The sequence below is a fragment of the Cyclobacterium sp. 10D3-21 genome (assembly GCF_055809755.1).
Genome location: NZ_CM147924.1, coordinates 1,583,318 through 1,609,505 on the forward strand (window position 1 = coordinate 1,583,318; position 26,188 = coordinate 1,609,505).

Here is a 26,188-nt window from a genome sequence, read left to right on the forward strand (position 1 = left end):
TCAGATGGTTGATCAAATTAATTGGACAATATAAAAAAAAATGATTCTACCTTCTGTCCTTTTATATAAATTATCATTAAAATTTTGATTAATGAGTGTTTAATCACTTGAATGTATGTGTTTTACATATTTCACAATCTTTTTTTCTTTTTTAAAATCTATTATCTAGTAGATTTTCCTGCCTTTTTTCGGAAATGTGTCACCTTAAAATAGTAGAGGTAATGCATTTTTTTGACCTATTGTATATACTTCATTTTTCACCACCATCACCACTAATCCGTTTTTTATTCCTTTTCCTCCTGTAAATCAGCATTTAACCCAAAACCTTTTTCGAATAGTTTATGGAATATTGATTTATTTTTTTAAATTTGGAATGATATCATTATAATATTAAAATAATATGGAAAAGACAATTAAACCCCAATCCGGATACTCAATGGTATTCGTGACCCTATTCTTGTTGGCATTCCTAGTGTTTGCTTTTATTGGTAAAATTCCCTTTCTTTTTGTGCCGGCCGTAATCGTGCTAGTTTTTATTATACCTGGCTTTTTTATCGTGGAGCCAAATAAGGCAATGGTGCTACTTCTTTTTGGATCCTATAAGGGAACGGTAAAAAGCGACGGCTTCTTTTGGGTAATTCCATTCATGACCAAAAAGAAAATTTCATTAAGGGTTCGAAATTTTGAAAACAAACCTTTAAAAGTGAATGATAAAATAGGTAACCCAGTAATGGTTGGCACCATAGTCGTGTGGCAAGTAGCTGATACCTTTAAAGCATCATTCGATGTTGATGATTATGAAAATTTCGTTCATTTGCAAGCGGATGCAGCTGTTCGCAAAATGGCGGGGACCTATCCCTATGATAATTTTGAAGATGAGCATGCTGAGGTGACCTTGCGTTCAGGGGTAGAGGACGTAAACAAATCTCTTGAAGATGAAATAAGCGCACGCTTGCAACATGCCGGTATAAAGGTTATTGAAGCAAGAATTTCTCATCTGGCCTACTCTTCCGAAATCGCTTCTGCCATGTTGCAAAGACAGCAGGCTACGGCGATTGTGGCTGCTAGAAGGATGATTGTTGATGGAGCAGTGGGGATGGTAGAGATGGCCCTGGAAGATCTGAAAATAAAAGGGATTATCGATTTTGAGGATGAAAAAAAGGCTGCTATGGTAAGTAACCTGATGGTTGTATTGTGTTCTGATAAAAATGCGAGTCCGGTTGTAAATGTGGGCACCTTAAATCAATAAACATGGTTTATAATGAGTTCCAGTCTCTTAAGGACACTTGGTTTATCCCTGTTTTCTTTGGTTTACAGCTATTGGTAACCATCGTTGCATTGTTCAATGGCTTATTAGAGATTGAAGAATCCTCAAGCTATATGGGCTTAGCGATTGTTTTGGCTGTTTCAATGCTTATTGGTTTGTTGATTGTTAGTATGAAACTGATGATTAGGATGGATGCTACAGGACTTTCATACAAAAGTCCTCCGTTCATCAATATATGGAGAAGATACAAGTGGGAAGAAGTAAAGAATATTCAACAAATAAAGAAAGCCTCGATTTGGTCTGGGGGAGGGTTAGGCTTTCATTATGATTTAAAAGGTGAGTGGAAATACTTATTCAGCACAGCTCATGTAGTGAGGGTTTCATTGAAAGATAGTAGTTTTGTATGGAGTACCCGCAATCCGGATAAAATTCTGGAAGCATGGGGAGAATGGAGAAGTGAAAGGTAATATTTATGGCACAGAAAAAACCTTTTGCCCTGCGTATTGATGAACGGCTGATGAAAGCCATGGAAAAATGGGCTGCAGACGAATTCAGAAGCACTAATGGACAATTGGAATGGTTGATTCATGATGCTTTAAAAAAAGCAGGCAGGTTACCAAAATCAAAAGATGAAGACAAGTAAACTCAAAAGGTTTTACTTAGAATAGAACTTGAAATTAGCCTGATTTGTAATCCGCGAGTTGTAATACTATTATGTGATCCATTACATAATAGTATTACAACTCGCGGTGGTAAAGAAAGATAGCATATTCAGGATGGTTAAATCATGAACTAATTATTTCCCTTATATGGAAAGTGTTGAAAAAAATAATATTGATAAATTAATAGACAACCTGCTGGACAAAACCAAAGATGAGCCCATGAAATATGGTGAGCAGTTGGTTAGAATAGGTGGGAGTGAAGTACATGAGAAATTGATTCATGTACTCAAAACCAATGATTTGGAAGATGCTTTTCTGGCCACAAGGGTGCTTGCATTGATGGACAATAAATCAGCTACCCTGGATGTGCTATTTGAAGTGATTCACCATCCTACAAATCAGCAAAACAATGGCGGTTTGGTGTCTCTGGTAGAAGAATTTGACATTATTGATAAGTTCGTAGACCTATTTCGCATTTACCTTTTTGGTAATTTTAAATCGGCTACACTTGCAAAGGTCCATTTGGACTATGCGGAATTTGACATTACTCCAAGAACTTTGAAAAAAGCAGAGAAGCATTGGAATCATTTTCTTAACAACGCCTCAAAAAGTGATGATTTTGAATTGATAAAAGCTGAAGCAGGAACTATTTTGGCAGAACTAAAAGAAATTTTGGAAGAAGAAGAGTAGTGATCTCAACAGGCCTTCTGAATAATTACTTGATTTACCTGTCAAGGTAAAATTTAAAGATCTATTGTATATTTTGACATAATTTGAAAACTAATGAACCCAAAGAAAACCAAGAATTACCTTTTGCTGATTTTGTTTTTACTAATGTTTCAATTATCCTTTGCCCAGCAAAATTGGAAGGAAATCACTACGGTGAAAGATTTATACCAATCTTATCCAGAGACAGTAAAAGGGATATTTGACCATTTAGACTTAGACCTTAAGGGTTTAGAAAAAGTAAAAGCCGCCAGCTCAAAAGGGGATTGGGAGCAAGCTGCGAATGAACTATTGGCTTACTACAAAGCATCAGGGAATGCAATGGGCTTAAGAAGAACTTTGCCTGAAATTTCTTCACAAACAATAGCAGGTGCAGATACGATATTAAAGGATGTATTTACCATTCAAAATGTCAAAGGCAAAGTCCCCGTACTAGAGAATGGACATAGGGACTGGTATTATAAAGGGCCAAACAATGACAGGGAATGGGCCTGGCTTTCAAATCGCCACAGCCAACTTTCCAATGTGATGGGTGCCTACTTTGAAACTGGAAACCCAAAGTATGCTGAATACATGGACCTGTTTTTAAGAGATTTTATTTTAGCCAGCATGCCCTATCCAGCCGAAAAAAAATCAGAATCCATTTGGAGAGGGCTTGAAGTAGCCGCCCGGGTAAAAACCTGGTCCAGGGTTTTTTACGGTATGATGGAAAGTGAGTACATTTCCCCGGCCACTCGCTTGTTGATCCTGAGTAGCCTGCCGGACCATGCACATTACAATAGGAATTTTCATGGTGGAAACAATTGGCTAACCATGGAAATATCCTCACTTGCAACAGTCGTTGCCTACTTTCCCGAATACAAAGCTTCCTCTGAGTGGATGGATTATGCGGTAGAAACAATGACTGAAAGCATGAGAGGACAGGTTTATCCCGATGGTGTTCAAACTGAACTCTCTTCCCATTATCACAATGTATCAATGGTTAGTTTCGAATTGTTCAAGAACCTTTGTGATGAGGCAGGGAGAGAACTTCCGGAATATTTTAATCAAACCATTGAAGGCATGTACTGGTACATTGCAAGAGCAATTAGGCCAGATGGACACAGAATTCTAAATAACGATGGAGATAGAGGCAGTGATCGGGCCACTATCTTGAGAGCTGCTAAAAAATACAACCACCCAGAATGGGCCTATCTGGCAAGCAATGGAAGTGAGGGTGTTAAGCCTGATGAAGGTCCCTCTTATTTAATACCTTGGGCAGGTCAACTCATTTCTAGAAGTGGCTATGATTCGATGGCACATTGGTCCTTTTTTGATATAGGTCCCTGGGGCAGCGGTCACCAACACAATGACAAATTGCATTTATCTGTATCAGCTTTTGGAAAGGATTTTCTTGTAGATGCAGGAAGGTATGCCTATACAGGTGAGGTGGCAAGAAAATTCCGACCCTATGCACTAAGTAGTAAAGGACATAATTTGGTTTTAATTGATGGAAAAGTTCAGGAGGATGGACCACGATTGGCAGAGAAGCCACTTGAAAGTAATACGGTAAAGATTACCAATGATTATGATTTCGCCTCTTCTTCCTTCGGTGAATTTATTGACCTGGAAGGTAGCGCAAACCATAATCGGAGCCTTTTTTATGTTCGAGGTGAATTCTGGGTGGTTGTGGATAGGATAAGTACAGACCAACCAAGATCGATTAGTACCTTATGGCATTGGCATCCAGCTGCAGATGTCAAGCGTGTCGGGCAATCCACAGTAGGGAGTTATCCCGAAGGAAGCCTTGAAGTGATGCCTGTTGGTAACGCTACATTTGATATTCAAATGATCAAGGGGCAGGAAGAACCTGAAATCCAGGGTTGGTACAGTCCCGAATACAACCTTTACGAACCAAATATAGCGAGTATCTACACAAGTGATATAGCAGACAATTCAACCTTTGTGTGGTTATTAATCCCTTCACCTGGAAATGGAGATAGCCTTGTAACACGCGCAAAAATTGTAGGGGAGAGCAAGACTGGGGTGAAAATAGAAGTGAATCTTAAAGGAGATACCTGGGACCTTACTGTTCCTTTTGAGAATAGCGAAAACATTAAATTTAAAAAACGATAGCATTGACTTGCTGGAAGAATTGCTTTAACCTCATTAAAGGGGACAAATAATTCGAAAAAATAAAAGGCTTGTTTCCCTAAAAGAAACAAGCCTTTTTGCTTTTTATAGACTTTGCTTTATTTTTAAACGATTCAGGCTTTTTTGAGTATAAAATTGGTCGCTAGAAATCAAAGTCAGTTGAAAATTTAATCCAGTAAACGCTGGATTAAAGTCCGGTGTAATTAAATGGAGTTATGTTCTTTAACTCTGCTTTTATTTCTGGCGAAACATTCAGACCACCAATGAATTCGCTAATTGAGTTTTGAGTGATTTTTTCGTGTGTTCTGGTAAGTGCTTTCAATGCCTCGTAAGGTTTAGGGAAGCCTTCTCTCCTAAGAACTGTTTGAATGGCTTCAGCCACTACCGCCCAATTTTCATCCAGGTCTTTTTCAATTGCTGCCTGGTTCAATTCCAGTTTGTCTATTCCTTTGTCAAGGGATAGGAAAGCAATTTGCATATGTGCCAATGGTACACCTATTACCCGTAAAACAGTACTGTCTGTTAAGTCTCTTTGCAGACGACTGATAGGAAGTTTAGCAGAAAGGTGCTCCAACAAAGCATTGGCAATGCCTAAGTTGCCTTCGGCATTTTCAAAGTCTATTGGATTTACTTTATGGGGCATTGCAGAAGAGCCTACCTCTCCGGCTTTTATCTTTTGTTTGAAATAATTCATGGCAACATATTGCCAAATGTCTTTACTGAAATCAAGAAGGATGGTGTTGATCCTTTTTAGGCCATCAAAGTGTGCCGCAAAATGGTCATAATGTTCGATCTGAGTGGTGGGATAACTTCTGCTCAGTCCCAGGTTTTTTGAAACCAGGTCGTTTGCAAAGTTATTCCAGTCAATTTCAGGAAAAGCCACGTGGTGCGCATTCATATTGCCTGTTGCACCGCCAAATTTCGCAGCAAAAGGGATGGCTTTTAGCAATTCCATCTGTGCCGAAATACGACTAACAAATACTTCGAATTCTTTACCCAGTCGGGTAGGAGAGGCAGGCTGACCATGTGTTTTGGCCAACATTGGTACCGCTTTCCATTCTTCAGATCGCGCTTTAATCTTTTCTTGGACTTGTAACAATGCAGGAATTATCACTTCCTTGATACCATCTCTGTACATCATAGGTACCGCGGTATTGTTGATGTCCTGTGAAGTCAAACCAAAATGGATAAATTCGACTACACCTTCCAGCCCCAAAGCGGTAAATTTATCTTTCAAAAAATACTCTACCGCCTTTACATCATGATTGGTGGTTTTTTCAATGTCCTTGATTGCCTGCGCATCAGCTTCATTAAAATCCTTTTCAATAGATCTGATTAGCTCAAATTGCTCAGGTTTTACACTACTTAACTGGGGAAGGGGCAATTCACAAAGTGCTATAAAATATTCGATCTCTACTTTTACCCTGTACCGTATCAATGCATATTCGGAAAAATAGGCCATTAAAGGGCTGGTTTTAGCGGCATATCTGCCATCTATAGAAGAGATTGCGGTAAGTGGATTGAGTTTCATAATTCGTCTGTAATTCAATTGAGGCACAAAAATAATTGTTATTATTCAAAAGACGAGGCCAACACTAAAATAATATAAAATAAAAGGGGCTCCTGTTTCCAGAAGCCCCTTAAAATAAACATTGTTGAAGCTAATTAATAGTTGGGATAGTTTCTTATCAATTGGATTCGAAGTGCCTCAGCTGAATTGCTGGCTGCCTGAACCTTACCTCTGACTACTAAGGTGTAAATTCTTCCCTCCCTTAAGTGTACATCATTTAATCGGACGAGTTCATCTTGATCATTGCCCTGTGATTTTAGGATTAAGTCCGTCTCCCCAGAGTCTACGTTAATAAAATCAGTGATCTCCATGTATGGAAGACTTTCTATGATAGCCTCATCCTTGTCTCTTTGGAATAGCGTGACTTCTGGCCCATCTGATGCCAAATGGACAAGTCTAATAAGTGCTTTTCCACTGACGGGCAGTTCCAAACTGTCCTCTACAAAAAGCGTAGCAAAGTCATCTTCTTTTTCAGCCATAAAAAAGGAGTATGCCTTTTCTACTTCAAGGCTAACAGCAGTATCCAAAATTGACTGTCCTGATTCAGTGTCAATAAATGAAAAGTTTCGGTCACCAGTATAAAAATACCAATAGTCTATATAGTTTCCGAAATCAAATGGTTTTCTGTCATAAACCGTACTGTCTACTTTGATTTTGATGTCTGCTGTAGCATTGGTTCCATTGTAGAAAGAAACATATGCGGTTGGAGTATTCGGTGATTGATTGATATCATCATCGTTGTCCAGGCAAGAAAAAGTAAATGGAATCATCAACAACATTAAAAAATGAATTCCCCTTAATCTTGCTCTTTTCTTTAAATTATTAACTTGTGCATTCATACTGTTATAGTTGTTTAGTCTTATAATGCCAGTACGAGAAGAAGCATTCAAATGCTACATCAGCCTTGTAAAAATGTTCAGGTAAAGGGATCAATAAGCAACCTGGAATGATTGGGCTGTTAAACTTGGACTGACACTTGCGCCCTTTTGGTGAGTTTGAAAATAGAGACATTTGCCTGATTAGGGAGTGTTTTTAATAGGATAAAGATCAGCTATTGCCTAATTCAAGTTAAAGTTTGCTAACTATTTTTTCTCGTAATAGGTAATTGGAAAAGAGTATGTTAATTTTGCATGAATTGCTTTACAAACTATTCCTATTATTATAATGCTGTTTAAACTCTTTAAAAAGAAAAAAGATGATCTCGAAAAAGATGATCATTACCTCACCCTAAGAATTAGAGAAACTGTTCAAGAAACATCTGATACAGTAACCATCTATTTTGACCAGCCGGACCCTATCATGGAGTACCTCCCAGGTCAATTTCTAACCCTTATCGTTGAGATTAATGGGAAACAGGAGAGGAGATCATATAGTCTATCGACTTCACCTTTTATTGATCCGTTTCCTGGGATTACTGTTAAAAGACTTGAGGGAGGATTGGTCTCCAATTTTGTCAATGACACCTTTGTCCCAGGCAAAAGGGTTACGGTAATGAAGCCTTTAGGTCATTTTGTGTCAGATTACCATTCTCAAAACCAGAGGAAATATGGTATGTTCGCTGGAGGAAGTGGTATTACGCCCATTATGGGCATAATCAAGTCGATTCTTGTCAATGAACCTAAATCCACTGTGCATTTAATGTATTGTAGTAGATCACAGGACATGATTATTTTTGATAAAGAATTAAAGGCACTTGAGGAAAAATATCCTGGGAAACTTCATGTGACTCACAATCTAACGAAACCTCAACCCGAATGGGATGGTGCCAAAGGAAGATTGAATGAAGATAAAGTCAAGGAATTCTTTACCGCCCATTTTAATTCCTTTTCTGAAAATCAACGCTTTTTTATCTGTGGACCAGAAGGGATGATGAAAACTGCTCAGGAAAGTCTGAGTAATCTTGAGGTAAAAAAAGAATTTATTCATAGCGAAAATTTTCACCTCGAAAAAGTGGCGCACCCAGAGGAGGAATCCCTCCAGGCTGTCGTTGACAGGCCGATAAAAATATTATTGGAAGGTGAAGAATATGCTTTTGATGTAGCCCCTGGGAAAACCATTTTGGAAGCAGGATTAGATGAAGGGCTAAATATGCCGTACTCTTGTCAGAGTGGACTTTGTACTGCCTGCCGTGGGAAGTTGCTTTCCGGTGAAGTGAAAATGGATGAGGATGCAGGGTTAAGTGAAAATGAAATTAAGGAAGGTTATGTCCTATGCTGCTCTGCCAAACCAACCAATTCTGAGGTAAAGATTCAGATCGACTAATGGATTCAGAAAATCAAGTTAAATTAATGAAAAAAGACTTCCGTATTTTAGAGCGGAATGTCTTGCTATTGATAGCCATTCCTTTGCCCATATTTGCATTTGCGTATATGTATGTCACAAGTGGTAACCTCGAATTTAATTTACCGGAGCTTCCTCAGGTATTTAATTTTGTAACTTTAGGACTGGTTAGTGCGATACTTGTGATGCAACAAATAGCCTATACCAATCGGATTAGGATAATTAGAAAGACTACGGATGACCTCGGTCAGAAAGTAAAGGGCTATGCCAGAGCGATTTTTTTGAGGTATTGGCATCTGTTTTGGGTGGGCCTACTGTGTGCTTTTGGTTTGTTTTTTTATGAGAATCAAGGGTTTACAATTGCTTATGTTATCACCCTAATATACATTTCTTTGGCTAAACCTATGCCTGGAAGGATTGTAAATGCTTTGCATTTAAAAGGGGCAGATAAAGAAATGGTAATGGAAATTCGAAAAAGAGATGAACTAGACTAAAAAAAAATACAATCGCCAATCAAGACTTTTTGAAATTATCTGAGATTGGCGATTGCCTGTTGCCTATTTTATAATTATTGAATAGAAATATTGCCTGATCCCACCCTTCCGTTGATTGTAGTGCTTTTCCCATTATTAATGTGAATTGACTTATTTCCAGAGCGATTGCCTACCCTTATGTTCCCACTTCCAGCCCTCATGTCAAAGTTATAATCATTAAGATCACTTGTGGTGGTGATTTGAATATTGCCAGAAGAACCATTCATACTTGTATAGGCACCTAGTCCTGCATGATCTGCCCTAATATTGCCTGATGTAATTTCCAAACTTCCCAATTCGCCGATTTGGTTCAGTTTCATATTTCCTGATGTAAGTTTGGCGTTTAGCAATCCGCTAATTGAATTTGCCTTTAATTGTCCACTAGTTGCTTTGAAATTCATGTCTCCCTTTACATCTTCTACCGTTGCATTGCCTGAGGATACCTTGCAATCCAGATTTCCCATTAAATTGGCCAATTGAATATTGCCAGAGGAAGCTTTTAAGAGTAAATCGCCTTTAACATCAAAAACCTTTACCTGTCCTGAGCTGGCTTCCAATTGATGGGAAGGCGCATTTACGCCAGAGATTATTACCGACCCTGAACTTGATTTAATGGACAGTTGCATCCTTGAGGGGCCGTTTATTTTAATGTATCGTTTACTACCCCGATGTGGATTGGAACCATTGTATGCGATTTTTAAAGTGTTGCCAACAGTGATCATCACCAGGTTTTTATCGGCGTTTTCCTCTTGTCCCAGAAAGGCCTCAAGATCAAGTTGCTCAAGCTCTTCTTTGCCTTTATACTGGATTTCTATGGCTCCGGATTTTATTTCAAGTTTTTGAATGCCCGAGAAGGATTTATGAATGATTTCCTGAGCTTTGGAAGATCCAATACCTATAAACATTAAAATAATTAGTAGGTAATAATTTTTCGTAGATAACTTCATAATGATTTGGGTTGTTGGTTATTAAAATACTAGACCAAAACTAAATGGGTGAAGATTTGGGTTTAAAGGTTGTTGAAACAAAGGGTTAAAGTCATAGGTGCTAAAGAAAGTTACACTTCTAAATCCAATTTCACCTCTGATTCCGACCCTGAAATTATTTAGATAACCTCCTGCCGATGTTTTGTCTTTTTTTCTACCTGAACCGCCCAATTCTCTATATACAAATTTGCTTCTTCCTCCTAGTCTGTATCCGGCATAAGGTCCGATGGCTACTCTTAGACCATTTCGGCCACTATCATTTAATTTACCAAAGTCAAGCCTGTACATGGTAAGCACATTTAAATAGGAGGCCGCAACCTTACTCTTAAAGCCATTGACATCTGTTCGGTTGACAAAAGCTACTCCATCTTCGGTACCAAGTATCTGGTAGTTGGCATTGTCAAGCTTGAAATTGTACCAGCTCAATCCTAGTCCAAAATCCCAGTATTTACCTTTTGAAAGCTTTTGACTTGCCATCCAATTCCAGCCAATGTTCCAACTGCCCCAGCCTTTAGGGCTATAAGGGGTTCCTCCTCCTGGGATATTTCCATTCTCAAAAAATGTATTGATACCAATATCAGTATTAATATAAGTGCGGAAATCAGGGTCTTTATCCTTCTTAGGTCCAGTAACCAGTTTTACTTTCGTTTTTCCCCCTGTGTCGTCCACAATTACCTTATACCTGCCCACAGTAACCTCTGTCTCTCCCATATCTTCATATATGGTTACGATCTCTTTATTGCCGTCTTTTTGTTTGATTTCCACTACGGTGAGCTCACCATTCTTTGTCGAAGTAGGCAAATCAAGCTCTTTGATTATCTGGTTGATGTCCATGTTTTTTAACCTTTCAAAATCGTCAGGGTTATCAATTACAAAAACCATTTTACCAGATTGGCCAAATTCAACAATGATGCTATCATTTAGTGGTCTGTCATCTGGCATTATCGGATCAGCGAAAGCCACCTGTGCAAGTGCTATAAGTATTAGGGAAAATAAATACTTTTTCATATTTTTAAATATCTAGTTGGTTAGTTTTTCTTTTTATCACGTTTTGTAGTAAGAGAAGCAAAGAGATTGTTCTTGGCATCTTGTAAGCCTCCGAAGCCTTCGTCCATTTTGGTAAAAAAGCCTCCTATTTTACTTTCAAGTTCTTCAACTAGTTTTTCTTTTTCTGGTTGAATAGCATACCCATTGGATATTATCTTGACTTTATAATCATTATTGGCATTCTTTTTTCCTTCTTCTAAAGCAATTGTTGTGTAAACGTCCTGCTGCCTGAGTAGAGGAGCAGTAAACCCATTAGTTTTTTGGACCTTGTCATCCTCAAAAATTGGAGCTAACTGCTCACGGGTTCGTTTTATAGTAGGTTTTGCCTCCGATACAGGAAGAGTTCCTACTTTTTCTTCTTTGCCAACCAGATTTCTATTGGGTGCTTTTATTTCGCGGGTGTTCGTATTTGTTTCTTCGTTGGCTATTTTATCGGCTGATATCTCTGACTCAATGATTATCGGCATTGGGGAGATGCTAAAAGGATTTTTTTCAATAATTTTAGTGTCACTAACCGATACAGACGCGATATTTTTAGAAGTTGGGTCTTCATGTTGGTACATTAACCAAAACGAGATTAACACCACAGCGGCAGCAGCCATCCATTTCCACCAAATGAGCACCACCACCTTTTCTTTTCTATCCAATTTATTGGATAATTTATCCCAAACCATAGGTTCAGGAGTGACGGCATGATTGGCTAAGTTGCTTTTAAACAATTTGTCCAAATTATTTATATTATCTGCCATTGCTTTTTAATTTAAATGAACTGGGGGCTATTTGCTTTTGTAGAAGTGATCTGGCTCTGCTTAGTTGAGATTTAGAGGTATTTTCTGCAATGCCTAATAATTCGCTAATTTCTTTATGTGAATAGCCTTCTATGGCGTACAGGTTGAAAACCGTTCTATAACCAACAGGAAGGGAAGCGACTAGTTTTAACAACTCTTCAGCTTCAATATTGCCAAAAACCAGATTTGGGGACGTAATATGGTCTTGATCGTTCCAATCTACCTCCATTAGTAACTTCTTGTTTTTTCTAAGCGTAAGCAGTGCTTGTGTCACCATGATTCTTTTCATCCATCCTTCAAAACTGCCCTCATTCCTATAAGTATTTAAACCTTGAAAGATTTTCATAAACCCCTCTACTAAAACATCCTGAGCCAGGTCGTGGTCCTTAATATAGCGCAAACAAATGCTTAGAAATTTTCCAGAAAACTGATCATACAAACCTCTCTGGCTTTTTCTGTCTCCTTCAAGGCAACCTTTGATCAGATCGATCTCTTTTTCTGTGAAGTTTTCTTTGGTTGACATTTTTTTAGCTTTCAATAAGGTAGATGCCCCTAAGTCAAAAAAGGTTGCATGCCAAAGGTAAAAAAATTAACAAAAATTAATAGATTTAAATATAAATCGTTTAAAAAATTGATAATCAATTAATTGCCTCTTAAAAGGAAGCTTTGTAATCTATTGTTATTTCAACCTGGCTCCATTCATTTTCTACCACAACTACTGGGTGAATGTAACTGTCAAGGTCAAAAATGCTTGCGAAATAGCCATTTTCCTCTACGGTAAAAATAGAGTATTTACCAGGCGGAAGCTTCACTGAGAATTCACCCTCATCATTCGTTTCCACTGAGGCTACGAGTGGCGTCTCAATATTTCCGAAAAGGTAATCCCCTAAACTGGCCTCATTAATGTGCGTGAGTTGATGGATTTGTACCGTTCGTTTGGCGGGCTTTTTAGAAGCAAGAGAAACCGATGTAGCTTTATCACCTGCAGCCTGAGGCATTTGATTTCCCTCTATCCAAAATATTTGCCCTTTTATTCCTTGGGTATTTATTTTATTTGTTTTGCAAGAGCTGAATAAAAAAAATACCAGTACACAGCCGAATATTAAATTAGAAATATTTCTCATCAGGAATTAATTAAGATTAGTTTACCATTAAACAAATGGAAACCCTATCGCTAAATTCCTGAAAACAAAACAAAAGATTCCAGGTATTCTGGACATATGGGGTCCCAATCAAACTTCTCTTTCAAAATCCTGGCCAATTCTTCACGTGCTTTAGGTTCTCCATGTATTAAAAAGGTGAATTTCGGTTTTGAAATGAAATTGTCACACCAATCTACCAGCTCACTTTGGTCTGCATGCGCAGATAATCCATCTATAAAATAAGTTTTCGCTTTGACAGGAACGGCTATTCCATAAATCCAGCATGTATCATCTCCATCCAGGATTTTTCTACCTCTGGTTCCTTCTGCCTGAAAGCCTACAAAAACAACGCTGTCCTGTTTGTTGGGCAGCCTGTGATAGAGGTGGTGTAAAATCCTGCCTCCAGTGGCCATTCCACTAGCAGAAATGATTATAGCGTGGCTTTTGATATTGTTTAAACTTATGGAAGATTCCTGATCTCTATAATAATGTAGATTTTTGTGATGAAAAGGATTGGCGTCAAAATTTTCCAAAGACGGGGCCAAATGATGGTATTCAGGGAATTTCTTGTAAAGCCCTGTAACGTCTATGGCCATTGGGCTGTCTACATAAATAGGGATCTGAGGTATGAGGCCTTTTTGTTGCAGACGGTGGAGGTAAAATAGAACCATTTGAGTTCTGCCTACTGCAAACGAAGGAATAAGAGAAACGCCGCCATTATTACAAGTATCGCGAATAACCTTACCTAACTTCCTGTCTATTTCAATTGAATCGTTGTTTCTATCACCATAAGTGGACTCCATAAAAAGCACATCGGCAAAAGGAATTTCTGCAGGAGGATTTAAAATCGGATCTTTGGTCCTTCCTAAATCACCTGAAAATACAATGCTCTTATCCTGATTGTCTCCTTTGATTTGCAATTTTAATATGGCTGCACCTAGAATATGTCCCGCGTTATAGGCGATCAGGCTCAACCGCTCATCTATTTTAACTTCTTGGTTGAATGAAATAGGGCGCAAATTTGGGAAAACTTTTTCTGCATCTTCTCGAGTGAATAAAGGCTGGGGATTTTCATGCTTGGAATAACCCTTTTTTCTGGCAAACCTGGCTTCTTCCTCCTGTAATTTTCCAGCATCCAATAACAAGATTTTCACCAATTCAAGGGAGGCCTCAGTGAGGTAAATTGGACCATTAAAGCCTTCCTTTATAAGTTTGGGTAAATATCCGGAATGATCAATATGGGCATGGGTCAAAAGCACAACGTCTATGGAATCAGGAGCTATGGGGAAAGTTTCCCTATTTCTGAGTCTGTTCTCTTTTATGCCTTGAAACAAACCACAATCCACGAGAACCCTTAGTGTACCTATTTCCAGGAAAAATCTGGAGCCTGTTACTGTCCCGGCAGCTCCAAGAAATTTTACTTTTACATCCATTGCTTTAATGTTTTGAACCTGTGTCCGACTTATACTAGGCGGTATTTATATTGTAAAATATGGCTTTATTACTTTCAAACCTATATTTTAAGAGGAAAGTTACCAGAGGCTCTGTGTAATTGGAGCATATACGAAGTTTTCTAAAAATAGGGTGATAAGTACGTTTTAAGCAGGTTAAATGAAAATAGGGGTAAAATAATTACAAGTTTCATTTCCCCAATGTAGGATTGAAATTATAACTGAGTATAATTAATCATTTCATTACTATTGTTGCTTCTGTACTTTTCAACTTTTTCATTTAATGATGTATTGTCATAGTCATTTATGATATCTTCTGATTCTGATGGTTTTGTATGCACCATGATCTCAATCGTTCTGTTTTTCAAGTTGATTTGACTATTGTGAATATCAGAAAAATCCCCAAAAAAATCGGTCGTAATAAACCCCAATTGTTTTAAATTCCAATTGAAATATGCTTTATACAATCTTTTAAGGGGACTAATATTGTCCCCTAAATTTCTTGATATTCTAATTTTGAAAATGCCGTTCTTTTTTGCGATTTTAGCAATACAACGCATAATTGCCCACTCTGTATGGATATGATGATGGCCATCAATATGACTTGGTAAAAACCCAAATTCAGCAATGAATTTATTTACCTGAGCTTCTAATTCATTGTGAATAAGATTCTTGTCTTCCGAATTGAAGTAAAATTGAGGTTTGTCTCTAATTCTTTCATGAAATAATCCGTTTTCACATAGTAAACGACATGCCTTGGTTTCTTCAAGTAAGGGAGCTCCAGATGTTAGACTCAAATGTATACCTATTCCATTTTTAGGGATCTGATTAGACTTAACCAATTCAACAGCATCTTTCAGTCCTTCAGGGTAATTGACAAGTGCTGTAGAAGAAGATATTATTTTTTGATGAAATGAAGTTAGTATCGAATGGTTTTCTTCTTCGTTTACCCCAAAATCATCACTATTAATTATAACGCTAGCCATAGACCTGTTAAATAGAGGTTTAGTATTACAGGGGATTTATCCTTCAATACTCGTCCTATCAGGATAAATTCACTATTTCAGATCTGTGGGATTCTATTTTTCCATGAAAAAGCTATCTTTATATATGGCCCGAGATAGACTATCCACCGGCGATTGCTTATGGTCATTGATACAGTTCAAGCAAAGTAGTCCGTTTTCATTAAAAACCCAATAGTTTCGGCTGTTTATGTCCCTGCTTTTATAACCATCTTGACCAAACGTATACTTTAATATTGGTAGTAAATTCCGATCTATGACAAAAACCTTGTTTTGAGGAATAAACAAGGTTTGATCCAATTGCTGCATCCTAAATATAGCAGAATCAGGAAAAGTAAGTGTTTTATCAAATACAAGTACACTATCAGTAAGCTGTAAGTCATAAGTCACTTGGGAAGCATTTTGAATGGCGTCTTTTCTGTTTGAACCTTTGGAAATAAATTTCTGACTGACAATCATCTCATCCTTTTCATGCCCTTTCAATTGAAGTTTTACAAGTCCAAGTTCGCCTTCATCCATTCCATTTCTTTCCGCAGTTAATACTAGAATACCCTCTGGCGCATCCATGGTTTGATCCACAGTGAAGCTTCCTTCAGATTTAAACTGGCCAATTATTTTTGGTGCTTGAAAAGCGCCAGCAAGGATACACATTATCCAAATTCCAAAAATCACCAGGCCAAATCTTCCGTCAATCAGGTTTCTTTTGATCAAAACACTTATTCCCAGAAGTACCAATACTATACTAGGAATAAACACAATTACGGATAAAGCAATGGCCAACCATACGGGGAGTAGTTCGGCAATAGTATTGATAGGGAAACCCTCAAACATACTTGACCAATCGTTGTTTGAAAGCAGCTCAGTATAAAGACCTAAAAACGCAAGTGGGACAATAAGGATTACCATTCCTAAAGTGAAAATGATAAGACCAAAAATCACCCTTATAATGGCCAGTAGAAAGGAACCAAATGGCCCAAGGGCTTTTCCTAAGAGATTCAATATCTTACCTAAAAACCGAAAAGGAGCGAGTAGTAGTTTTTTTGAAGTGGATTCTTCTTTTACTTTTTCAGTGGATAAATTTTGCTGAATGGTGGTTTCAATATTACTCAATGTTATTGCTCCACCTTTCATCTCAATTCTTTCAGTGATGGACTTGGCCATTGGTGTGATAATCCAAAGAATAAAGTATAGAACGAATCCTGATCCACCTGCAAATATTAAACCGAAAAAGGCAAGACGCACCCATATAACCTCAATGTCAAAATAGGCAGATAGGCCGCTACCTACGCCTCCCAGTACCCTGTCATCAGGGTTTCTGTACAGTTTTTTTATATTTTTATCTTCTGGTTTATCATAGGAGACAGGAAGTATGATCCATAATAAGATATAGGCGATTACTGTCCACCAACCAATAGCAGTATCTATTTCAAATCCTTCCGAAAAAAATGGTAGTCGAATGCTATTAAAATGCAAACCTCCGCTAAACAACAATAGGATGGTGATGAGTCTTGTCCATAATGGATCTATTGAGAAGTAGTTAGCGAATCCAGCACATACCCCACCTAGAATCTTACCATTGACCAGCCTGGTAAGTTTCTTATAGCCCTTGCCTGAATTTTGATCAGGTGGGGTTACATATTTATAAAAATCATTTTCTGATTCTTCAGATGGTTGTTCCTCTTCATCCATGTCCCGTTCAATAGCTTTGAAATCTGCTATTGTACCCATTTTTTGAATAAGATTCGTAACGTTATCTGCTGTAATAACCTGTTTGTTGTTTTTTAGATTACTGAGGAAAATTTCCGCGATCCTATTTTCAATATCAGTAATTATTTCCTGATTGCCCTCATAGTGAGAAAAATGTTGGTTGATTGCATCCAGATAATTCTTTAATGATGTATATCCATCCTCTTCAATATGGAAAAGAATGCCACTGATATTTATGCTGATTGTCTTTTTCATGATTTAAATGACTAAGGTCAAGAAAATTAATTATAATAGCTTGGTTGAAGCTAATCGTTTTTAGCTTTCGATATAATTTGATTGACGGAGGTATCCAGATCTTCCCAAGTTTTTTGGAGATCATTTAAGAAATCCAGCCCCTGTGGGGTAATGGAATAATATTTCCGAGGTGGCCCTAAATCAGATTCTACCCACTTGTATGAGGCCAGATTGGTGTTTTTAAGCCGGTTTAAAAGTGGGTATAATGTACCTTCTACAATTATCATTTGAGCAGCTTGCAACTCCTCTATCAAATCAGTAGCATAGACTTCTCCACGAGAGATGATATGTAAAATGCAGAATTCCAATATCCCTTTCCGCATCTGGGTTTGGGTGTTTGAAGCTTTCATGTTTATTTTTTAAGAGAAATATTTTAATTATAGTCACTTTTTTTGGCGATTGTTAAATCATGTTAGAAAAACAATACCAACTTTTTACCGACTAGTAGGTTATACCGAATTCTATGGTATACAAAGGTCTTTCAATTGCTTGTAAATGTGTCAAAATGCGTTATTTTTTGTTTTAAAAGCAGATTACAGTAGAATTAATTAAGCGGGAAATAATTTCCATTTTTTTCAATTTCAAAAGTACCTTCTTAAATGCCATCTTGTTTGTGATGACTTCGTACAGTTTATTGTTCACAATTGAACAATTCCAAACAAAACCTTCAATAATTTTTCAATTTCAAAATATTTACAATGGTATTTTCTTTTTACTTTGCGAAAGAATTATTATTTAAACTCATGTTTAGTAGGGCAAATTTTTGTGTGTTGGTGGGGATTTTGCTGTCTGGAGCTGTCGGAGCCCAGGGAATTGCTCCCAAATATTCCAACGAATTCATGAACATAGGAATCGGAGCTAGGGCCCTGGGAATGGCCGGTGCCCAGGTGTCTGCAGTGAACGATGTCACTGCAGCATATTGGAATCCTGCCGGCTTGTTGGGTATCAAGCATGAACACGAATTTTCATTGATGCATGCAGAATATTTCGCAGGAATTGCAAAATTTGATTTTGCCGGTTACTCCACACCTATTCAGGAAGACAATCAGATAGCAATATCCTTGATAAGGTTTGGTGTAGACGATATTCCAGATACCAGATTTTTATACGATGCCAATGGAGCATTGAATTATGATAATATACAGTTTTTTAATGCGGCTGATTATGCTTTGGTGCTTTCTTTTGCCAGAGATATAAGCGATTATTTCAAGATGGGGGTAAATGCCAAGGTAATTCACCGTAACGTGGGGAAATTTGCCAAGGCTTGGGGATTTGGCTTAGATTTTGGTGCCATTTATATGGAGAATGGTTGGCGAATTGGATTGATGGCCAGAGACATCACCACCACCTTTAATGCATGGTCTCACAATGCTGAATTAGTGAGAGACATATACGCCCAAACTCAGAATGAAATACCTATCAATAGTATTGAGCTAACCCTGCCAAGAGCTACTTTAAGCCTGTCTCGGAATTTTGAGCTTACTAGCGAGGTTGATTTATTGGCTGTATTGGATTTGGATCTTACTTTTGATGGTCAAAGAAATACCTTATATGGTAGTGAACTGTTTAATTTGTCTCCTAAATTTGGCATGGAGCTGGGCTACCGACAATCTGCTTTTTTCAGAGTGGGGGTTGGGAATATACAGTCCCTAAAGGATTTTGATGGCTCTAAATATACATCAGTCCAACCTGGATTCGGTTTAGGGTTCAGGGTTAGCGAAGCAGTTTTGGTAGACTACGCACTTACCGATATTGGTAGTATTTCAGAAACGCCCTATTCTCATGTTTTCAGTGTAAAAGTTTCTCTTAATCCGTTAAAGTCTGGTTTTAGGTTGTATGATGGATTGTAGAAAAAACAAAACCAAGGCGTTGCGCACTGCCTTATTGGTGGCAGGTATATTTGTACATTTTTTTGTAAATGGGCAGTCTAATCAATGGTTGAATTTTGATCGTGACTATTATAAAATCCCCACTTACGCTGATGGCGTTTACAGGTTGAGTTATACGACTCTTTCAGCATCAGGGGTTTCTATGGATGATTTGGACCCTCGAGAAATCATGGTTTTTCATAGGGGAGAGGAAGTAGCGGTGTACGTTAGTGGCCAGCAGGATGGTACATTTGATCAGAATGACTATTTAGAATTTTTTGGCAAAAGGAATGACGGAACCTTAGATAAATTATTGTATGAGGATGAATCGTGGATGACAAATCCTCATTATAACACACACAATGATACCACCGCTTATTTTCTTACCATTTCCCCAGGAACATTGGGGAAACGCATGACTTCACCATCAATAGGAGAAGGATTGGATCAGGTGAACAATTATCAGTTAGAGGCACTACAGCATTTTTCAGAGCAATATACTATGGGAAGAGAATATTTCCCAGGTGTTCGATTGTCTAAATATGATCAGGGGCAAGGTTGGACTTCAACAATAATTTCCAGAGGTCGAAGTAGAACTTTAATATTCGATGGACTTGGACAAGTAGTGAATGGAAATGTGGCACCGCAGCTAGCACTCAGCTTGGTAGGACGCTCAGAGAGCTCTCATATGGTCTCAGTATCTGTAGGTCCTACAGCCAATAGCTTAAGAGATCTGGGACAATTTACTTTCGAGGATTATGAAAACCTGGTGTTGAATGAACCACTTCAGGTAACCGATTTTTCATCCGAGGGTGATTTTTTTCTTAGAATAACGGCTATGGGGGTAGACAATGGTCTGGATAACCTTTCCATCAATTATGCTCAAATAAATTATAGTTCAACAGGTATATCTGGGGATTTTGATGCTAAAACATTTGAATTCGACGAAAGTAATAAAGAGCTAGTAATAGGAGGGGTAAATGAGGAATACAATGCATACAATATCGCAGACATTAATAATCCCGTAAGGTTAGCAATTAAAAAGTCAGGCAATGAAATACATGTTCCAACTGCTGTAGGACCAAGTGAAGTATTTGTGCAAAACCAGAAAAATGTAATCGAGTTAAATGTTTTAGAGAAGGTAAGGTTTAGAAATCTGCTCAATCAACAAGCGAACTTTATTATTATTTCTCATGAATTATTAAGGGAACCGGCGGACAACTATGGTGATCCAGTAGGCGCATATGCTTCCTATAGGGCTACTCCCCAAGGGGGAGGTTTTGATACGCTTACTGTCAATGTCCAGGACTTGTATGACCAATTCTCCTTTGGGGAAAAATCTCCGCTCGGAATCAGGCGCTTTTTGGAGCTTTATCAAAAACAATACCTGCCTGAAAATGTCCTTTTAATTGGGAGGGCTTATGGGATGTTTAACACACGTAGGTCCTCTGGAATCACGTATTTTTATAGAAATAACCCAGCTGTTTTTAGTTTTCAAGAGCTGGTTCCCACCTTTGGATATCCTTACTCTGACAATCGATTTGTGATAGGCTTGGATCCCTCAGAACCTTTGGATAGAAAAATAAGTGTTGGCCGTATACCTGCCAGGACGCCCAATGATGTGGCTGCCTATTTGGATAAAATAAAGGAAAAAGATGCACTGGGCGTTTCTGAACCCTGGCAAAAAAACCTGATGCACCTTAGTGGTGGAAGGTCCGCTTTTGAGTTGGAGAGGTTTTATAATTTCCTTAATGGTTTCAAAGTTACTGCGGAGGATGTTTATTTAGGAGGAAATGTGGAGACCGTTAGAAAAAGGTCAAATGCCACCGTAGAATTGATTAATATTTCAGATCAAATCAATGAGGGGGTCAGTCTCGTTACTTTCTTCGGTCATGCAGCTCCATCTACCACTGATATCGACATTGGTTTTGTAAGTGTCAATGAGATGGGCTATAGAAATAAAGGTAAATATCCGGTTTTGCTTCTAAATGGTTGCGATGCAGGCAATGCTTTTGGCGATGCCTATACCTTTGGTGAGGATTGGATCATTACGCCTGAACGTGGAGCATCTAACTTCTTGGCGCATGCAGATATCGGTATAGATGTTTATTTGAGAAGGTATAGCGAATCATTTTATAGTACTGCATTTGCAGATTCAAGCATGATTTATCAGAATTTAGGTAAGGTTAAGCTTCAAGCAGAAAAATTATTTTATTCAAGGTATGGCTCGTCAGAAGTCAACCAATCCCATGCCAACCAGATCATTATGTTGGGAGATCCGGCGGCTAGAATTTTCCCAGCAAATAAAGCAGACTATGCCATTTATGCTGACGAAATAGAATTGAATGGGGTCAACGATCAAGTATTGAATTCGCTCTCTGATACTTTGGAATTAACCATTCCTATCAAAAACCTAGGGATGGTTGATCTTGGTGAAGTGGATATTGATATTAGGCGTCAATTGCCAGATGGAACGGTGATAACCCTACCTGTAAGTCCTTTGGAGCCGATATTTCGGCTGGATACTTTGGTCCTTGCTATTCCCAATACTGGGATAAATTCATTTGGTGATAATGTGTTTACCATTACGGTAAATAAAAGTCGCCAGATTGATGAGATGACCTACGCCAATAACGTTGTTTCTGTATCGTTCTTTGTGCCTTTAAGCGGAACCTTAAACTTATTTCCTTTGGATTTTGGCATTGTCAATGAAACGAATTTAGAATTAATTGCTCAAATACCTGGGCTTGCTACTGAACAAAGAAACCTAATCATTCAACTAGATACTGCTTCGGATTTTTCAAGCCCTAAAAGACAAGAAGTGAGAGTGACCACAAATAACCTGGCCAGATGGAAGGTAAATCTTTTCGAAGGTATACCTAAAGTAGATTCCCTTACTTATTATTGGCGAACCAAGTTTTCAGCGCCTCGAGAAGGAGAAGATGCTTCATGGAAAGGAAGTAGTTTTTCCTACATTGAAGAAGGTCCGGAAGGCTGGACACAAAGGAAGTTACCGCAGTTTTTGGAAAATCAACTTTCAAATGTAAGTATTTCTCTCTCGGATCAGAATTGGAAATTTCAAGATACAGCCTTGAATATCGATATTTTTACTTTTGGATCAGAAAATGAGGGGTACAGGGTAGAAAACACGCAAATAATGCTGGATGGTGTAGCCTATATTTTGGATACGTTTAATCGTTTTTGTCCAAATGGTACACTAGGATTGATGGCTTTTGATCACCAAACATTGGAGCCATACTTACCCGTTCCATTGGTTACCGTAGATGTTTTAGATTATCGATCTTGTGGAAGAGTACCACAAGTTATTCAAAGTATTTCCAATTTGAACATTACGGGAGAGGGAAGGACGATGCTTCTTGATTTTGTAGATGGGGTGAATAAGGACGATTACGTTGTTATTTTTTCTGTTGGAAAAGTGACTTTTTCAGATTGGCCAGATGAAGCTTATTTAAAGCTTAAAGAGTTAGGCGCAAATGAAGCTACCTTGAGAAATTTAGAAACAGGTGATCCGTACATACTTTTTGGTAGAAAAGGGATGAAGGCGGGAGAAGCGATTGAGGTTGTTCCGACTATTGATGGAGACGTTTCACGTGATTCTCAAGTCATCTCATTTGAAACAGATATTGAAGGTTATTTTCCTTCAGGTAGTATTTTGTCACCAAAAGTGGGGCCAGCATCCGATTGGGTAAGCTTCTTTAATGAGGTGAAAAGTAAAGACTTGTTTGAGCCTTCACAAAGTTCTATGGATGTAGTTGGGGTGACACCTGATGGAGGGGAAGTGTCATTACTGCAAGATATAGAGGTGGAAACAGTAGATCTTTCAAGCTTTGATGCCACTAGCTATCCTTTTCTTAGGTTACGCTATTCCTTAGAAGATCTACCAGAGAACGATTTACCTCAGTTGTCCAAATGGCAGGTAGCCTATACAGGTGTAGCAGAAGGGGTGTTGATCCTAAAAGACCAACGCAAAGAGGTGGTTCTAAATGAAGGGGAGGAGGATCAGTTAGCGTTTGAGTTTATCAATATTTCTAAACATGATTTCTTTGATTCCATACAGGTAGATTACTCCTTTCACAATATTGATCAGCGAAAGATAACTCGAGAGACGATTAAAATACCTGCAGTGAAAGCTGGGGAATCTTCCGTTTTCACGATAGATTTTGATTCTAAAGGCAAGTCTGGTGATAATTCTTTAAACGTATTTGTCAACCCCAGAATATTAACAGAGCAAATTTACACAAATAATGTAATGGATTTGCCTAAATATTTTAAGGTAAAAGGGGACGATTTAAATCCTGTTTTGGACGTGAATTTTGATGGGAGATATATAATGAATGGTGATATTGTTTCCCCTACAGTAATTATTTCAACGAAAGTAAAAGACGAAAACAAAATAGCCTTGAAACAGGATACCCTGGGGATGGAGTTAATGCTTCGAAAACCTTGTGAAGGCTGTGATTTTGAGAGGGTAAGTTTTAGCAATTCCAGGGTTCAATGGTTTGAAGCAACAGAAAACTCAGACTTTACCATAGAGTTTCAGCCTGGACCATTAGAGGATGGTATTTATACTTTAAAAATTAATGCCAGTGATGCAGCTGGTAATAGTGCAGGTTCAGTGCCGTATGAGGTTAGTTTTGAAGTGATCAATGAGAGTCAGATTACTAATTTTTACCCTTATCCAAATCCATTTAGTAGTAGCGTTAGATTTGTGTTTACCCTTACTGGAGCAGAGATTCCGGATGAAATTAAAATCCAGATTATGACCATAACGGGCAAAGTGGTAAAAGAAATTTTTCAGGATGAACTTGGCCCAATTACTATTGGTAATAACATAACGGATTATGCCTGGAATGGCAAAGATGAATTTGGTGATCAATTGGCCAATGGCGTTTATATTTATAGGGTATTGGTCAGGAAAAATGGTCAATTTATGGAACATAGGAATACATCTGCAGATAAAGCTTTTAAGAAAGGCTATGGTAAAATGTATTTACTCCGCTGATTTATCTAAATAATAGATTGTCATGTCATTTTCCTTGATTGAGCTGATTTGGGGGGTGTTGTTAAGTTCTATGCTGAGCTTACTTGGGTGAAAAAGAACGATTATTGCTGAACCATTTAAAAGTGAAGCAATACTTTTTTGACGCTCTATTTCTATATCAGTTTCGTTTAATGGATAATTCTTCCCCTCAATAAATCGATTTTTTGGTGCTATTTGCCAGACGTCCCTGGTTGAAAAAGAAAGCATGATTTTTTCAGGAGCATCGGTGAGAATTTTTTGTTGGGGTAATTCTAAAATTGCTTCAATGGATTCCTTTTCTCTACTATTATCAAAATCTTTGGCTCTAAATAGCGAAGAAACATCCTTTCGCTGCCAAATCAAATAATGACCGGTTAATGTTTGAGCAGTAATAAGAATGGCAATGATCAAAATTACATTCCTATTGTGGTTTTGTATCAGGTAAATCCACAGTGCGAATGAAAGTGCAAGAAGCTGAGGGAATAAGGTCCTAAAGTTAATTTCTTTGTAGCCAATCCATTGCTGAAAACTTAAGAAAAATACACTATAAATAAGACTGATAAATAGGAGTTTGTAAATTGGTTTTTCATAGCTATCATGAAACATGATAAGGTAATATAATAGTAAAACAAGGCTAAAGCTCCCAAGTAAAAATGCTACCGACAAGGGGATTTTCTGGGTTACCAGATCTGAGAAAATCATTCCTAAGCTCACTTGAAACCAGGAAGATAGGTTTTCATAAAAATGAAATGCTGGGGATACTTGATTGGGTCGAAGAATTACCTGATTTGACAAGTGTAGGTCTAATATGTTTTCCGGGAGCATCCATCTGTAGCTCAGCCAGGAAAAAATTGTCGCCAAAATGACATAAATCCATTGCTTTTCTTTGCTTAAAAATACCCATAGAATCAACAGTGGAATTAAAAATAATGTGTTCAGTTTAACCCAAACCATTAAAGCGGAAAGGCAACACATTAAAATAAAATACCTTTTGTCCTTCTTTTTCTCCCAAATAAAAAGATATACCCAAAGCAAAAATAAAACATAAAAATGGCTGTCAGCATGCGCTCTTCCCAAAATCCTAAATGACCACCAGGAAAAGATGCTGATTCCGAAAGCAAGCAAATAACTTACCTTTTTTTGATGGAATTTACCAGATATTTTGATGGTAAGGTAAAATGCCAGTAAAAACATTAAGATTCCGGATACCATTATTCTGTCATAAATTGACATGAGTGAAAATGGAAATGCCGAAAGGATAAAAGCATAAAACGGTGACAAGGTTGTCAAACCAGAATCTTTCCCTTGGATCATATTAAAGTATCCAATGGTATCTGGTGTTATATAAGGGCCATATTTCCAAAAGTCAAGAATAGCGCCGATGAGGATAGCTGAAAAAAGTATAGCCAACGGATAGAGAGTGCTTTTGGATAGTTGTTTTGTTTGTGTATTCGGATCGATTTCACACATGATTAACTTATTGACAAAATGAGGTTTTGTGGAATTATGCTAGGAACTGCTATTTTTTTTAAGCCATGTCCCTGCGATGATGTGGAATAAAATCAAAATGTTTGCCCGATTTTTAGTTGTTTAAATACACGATTGAAATTCCAATGAGGGTTTCATCCTAAAGTTAGAAATATTAATTAGGCGGATAAAAAAAATAAAGAT

The 26,188-nt window shown here is 37.8% G+C and carries 21 protein-coding genes; 9 read left to right on the forward strand and 12 right to left on the reverse strand.

The window, feature by feature from the left end:
• Positions 1 to 400 precede the first annotated feature (400 nt).
• The 5 genes from AC0L7T_RS06585 to AC0L7T_RS06605 all read left to right on the forward strand — a co-directional run bounded on the left by AC0L7T_RS06585 (position 401) and on the right by AC0L7T_RS06605 (position 4,770).
• On the forward strand, positions 401 to 1,249 hold the full coding sequence (locus AC0L7T_RS06585; RefSeq protein ID WP_473341703.1) for an SPFH domain-containing protein: 849 nt from the start codon (positions 401 to 403) through the stop codon (positions 1,247 to 1,249).
• Positions 1,250 to 1,251: 2 nt separating this feature from the next.
• Positions 1,252 to 1,734, forward strand: coding sequence for a hypothetical protein (locus AC0L7T_RS06590; RefSeq protein ID WP_473341704.1), 483 nt, complete (start codon positions 1,252 to 1,254; stop codon positions 1,732 to 1,734).
• Between the two features lie 5 nt (positions 1,735 to 1,739).
• The gene (locus tag AC0L7T_RS06595; protein WP_473341705.1) at positions 1,740 to 1,910 is read left to right on the forward strand and encodes a type II toxin-antitoxin system antitoxin; all 171 of its coding nucleotides are present in this window, start codon (positions 1,740 to 1,742) and stop codon (positions 1,908 to 1,910) included.
• Between the two features lie 166 nt (positions 1,911 to 2,076).
• The gene (locus AC0L7T_RS06600) at positions 2,077 to 2,619 is read left to right on the forward strand and encodes a HEAT repeat domain-containing protein (RefSeq protein ID WP_473341706.1); all 543 of its coding nucleotides are present in this window, start codon (positions 2,077 to 2,079) and stop codon (positions 2,617 to 2,619) included.
• A gap of 93 nt (positions 2,620 to 2,712) precedes the next feature.
• A complete protein-coding gene (locus AC0L7T_RS06605; protein WP_473341707.1) occupies positions 2,713 to 4,770 on the forward strand; it encodes an alginate lyase family protein in 2,058 nt (685 codons plus the stop codon).
• A gap of 205 nt (positions 4,771 to 4,975) precedes the next feature.
• On the opposite strand, the gene purB is transcribed toward AC0L7T_RS06605, so the two are convergent.
• Complete coding sequence (purB, locus tag AC0L7T_RS06610; RefSeq protein WP_473341708.1) at positions 4,976 to 6,319, reverse strand: adenylosuccinate lyase; 1,344 nt, start codon at positions 6,317 to 6,319, stop codon at positions 4,976 to 4,978.
• Between the two features lie 134 nt (positions 6,320 to 6,453).
• Positions 6,454 to 7,197 (reverse strand): DUF4397 domain-containing protein, encoded by a 744-nt coding sequence (locus AC0L7T_RS06615; protein ID WP_473341709.1) that lies wholly within the window; start codon positions 7,195 to 7,197, stop codon positions 6,454 to 6,456.
• Positions 7,198 to 7,522: 325 nt separating this feature from the next.
• Here AC0L7T_RS06615 and AC0L7T_RS06620 point away from each other — a divergent pair, with 325 nt between their 5' ends.
• Together AC0L7T_RS06620 and AC0L7T_RS06625 are read left to right on the forward strand one after the other, a co-directional pair.
• Positions 7,523 to 8,620, forward strand: a complete 1,098-nt coding sequence (locus tag AC0L7T_RS06620; protein ID WP_473341710.1) for a 2Fe-2S iron-sulfur cluster-binding protein — start codon at positions 7,523 to 7,525, stop codon at positions 8,618 to 8,620.
• Positions 8,621 to 8,646: 26 nt separating this feature from the next.
• Positions 8,647 to 9,132 (forward strand): hypothetical protein, encoded by a 486-nt coding sequence (locus tag AC0L7T_RS06625; protein ID WP_473341711.1) that lies wholly within the window; start codon positions 8,647 to 8,649, stop codon positions 9,130 to 9,132.
• A gap of 74 nt (positions 9,133 to 9,206) precedes the next feature.
• Here AC0L7T_RS06625 and AC0L7T_RS06630 read toward each other — a convergent pair whose 3' ends face one another.
• From AC0L7T_RS06630 to AC0L7T_RS06670, 9 genes are all read right to left on the reverse strand, one after another.
• Positions 9,207 to 10,118, reverse strand: a complete 912-nt coding sequence (locus tag AC0L7T_RS06630) for a DUF4097 family beta strand repeat-containing protein (protein WP_473341712.1) — start codon at positions 10,116 to 10,118, stop codon at positions 9,207 to 9,209.
• A gap of 21 nt (positions 10,119 to 10,139) precedes the next feature.
• On the reverse strand, positions 10,140 to 11,165 hold the full coding sequence (locus tag AC0L7T_RS06635) for a hypothetical protein (RefSeq protein WP_473341713.1): 1,026 nt from the start codon (positions 11,163 to 11,165) through the stop codon (positions 10,140 to 10,142).
• A 20-nt stretch (positions 11,166 to 11,185) separates the two neighbouring features.
• A complete protein-coding gene (locus AC0L7T_RS06640) occupies positions 11,186 to 11,953 on the reverse strand; it encodes a hypothetical protein (RefSeq protein WP_473341714.1) in 768 nt (255 codons plus the stop codon).
• Complete coding sequence (locus AC0L7T_RS06645) at positions 11,943 to 12,515, reverse strand: RNA polymerase sigma factor (RefSeq protein WP_473341715.1); 573 nt, start codon at positions 12,513 to 12,515, stop codon at positions 11,943 to 11,945. The genes AC0L7T_RS06640 and AC0L7T_RS06645 overlap by 11 nt, the downstream gene beginning before the upstream one ends.
• A gap of 130 nt (positions 12,516 to 12,645) precedes the next feature.
• On the reverse strand, positions 12,646 to 13,116 hold the full coding sequence (locus AC0L7T_RS06650) for a carboxypeptidase-like regulatory domain-containing protein (protein ID WP_473341716.1): 471 nt from the start codon (positions 13,114 to 13,116) through the stop codon (positions 12,646 to 12,648).
• Positions 13,117 to 13,166: 50 nt separating this feature from the next.
• Positions 13,167 to 14,567, reverse strand: a complete 1,401-nt coding sequence (locus AC0L7T_RS06655) for an MBL fold metallo-hydrolase RNA specificity domain-containing protein (protein WP_473341717.1) — start codon at positions 14,565 to 14,567, stop codon at positions 13,167 to 13,169.
• A 233-nt stretch (positions 14,568 to 14,800) separates the two neighbouring features.
• Positions 14,801 to 15,571, reverse strand: a complete 771-nt coding sequence (locus AC0L7T_RS06660; protein ID WP_473341718.1) for a carbohydrate deacetylase — start codon at positions 15,569 to 15,571, stop codon at positions 14,801 to 14,803.
• A gap of 93 nt (positions 15,572 to 15,664) precedes the next feature.
• Positions 15,665 to 17,569 (reverse strand): PspC domain-containing protein, encoded by a 1,905-nt coding sequence (locus tag AC0L7T_RS06665; protein WP_473341719.1) that lies wholly within the window; start codon positions 17,567 to 17,569, stop codon positions 15,665 to 15,667.
• Between the two features lie 50 nt (positions 17,570 to 17,619).
• Positions 17,620 to 17,958: a PadR family transcriptional regulator gene (locus tag AC0L7T_RS06670; protein WP_473341720.1), complete on the reverse strand. Its 339-nt coding sequence runs from the start codon at positions 17,956 to 17,958 to the stop codon at positions 17,620 to 17,622.
• 393 nt (positions 17,959 to 18,351) lie between these two features.
• Here AC0L7T_RS06670 and AC0L7T_RS06675 point away from each other — a divergent pair, with 393 nt between their 5' ends.
• Positions 18,352 to 19,458: a putative type IX sorting system protein PorV2 gene (locus tag AC0L7T_RS06675; RefSeq protein WP_473341721.1), complete on the forward strand. Its 1,107-nt coding sequence runs from the start codon at positions 18,352 to 18,354 to the stop codon at positions 19,456 to 19,458.
• On the forward strand, positions 19,445 to 24,499 hold the full coding sequence (gene porU2 / locus AC0L7T_RS06680; RefSeq protein WP_473341722.1) for a putative type IX secretion system sortase PorU2: 5,055 nt from the start codon (positions 19,445 to 19,447) through the stop codon (positions 24,497 to 24,499). The genes AC0L7T_RS06675 and porU2 overlap by 14 nt, the downstream gene beginning before the upstream one ends.
• On the opposite strand, the gene AC0L7T_RS06685 is transcribed toward porU2, so the two are convergent.
• Positions 24,488 to 25,987 (reverse strand): hypothetical protein, encoded by a 1,500-nt coding sequence (locus tag AC0L7T_RS06685; protein WP_473341723.1) that lies wholly within the window; start codon positions 25,985 to 25,987, stop codon positions 24,488 to 24,490. The two genes, porU2 and AC0L7T_RS06685, sit on opposite strands and share 12 nt — an antisense overlap.
• Between the last annotated feature and the right edge of the window lie 201 nt (positions 25,988 to 26,188).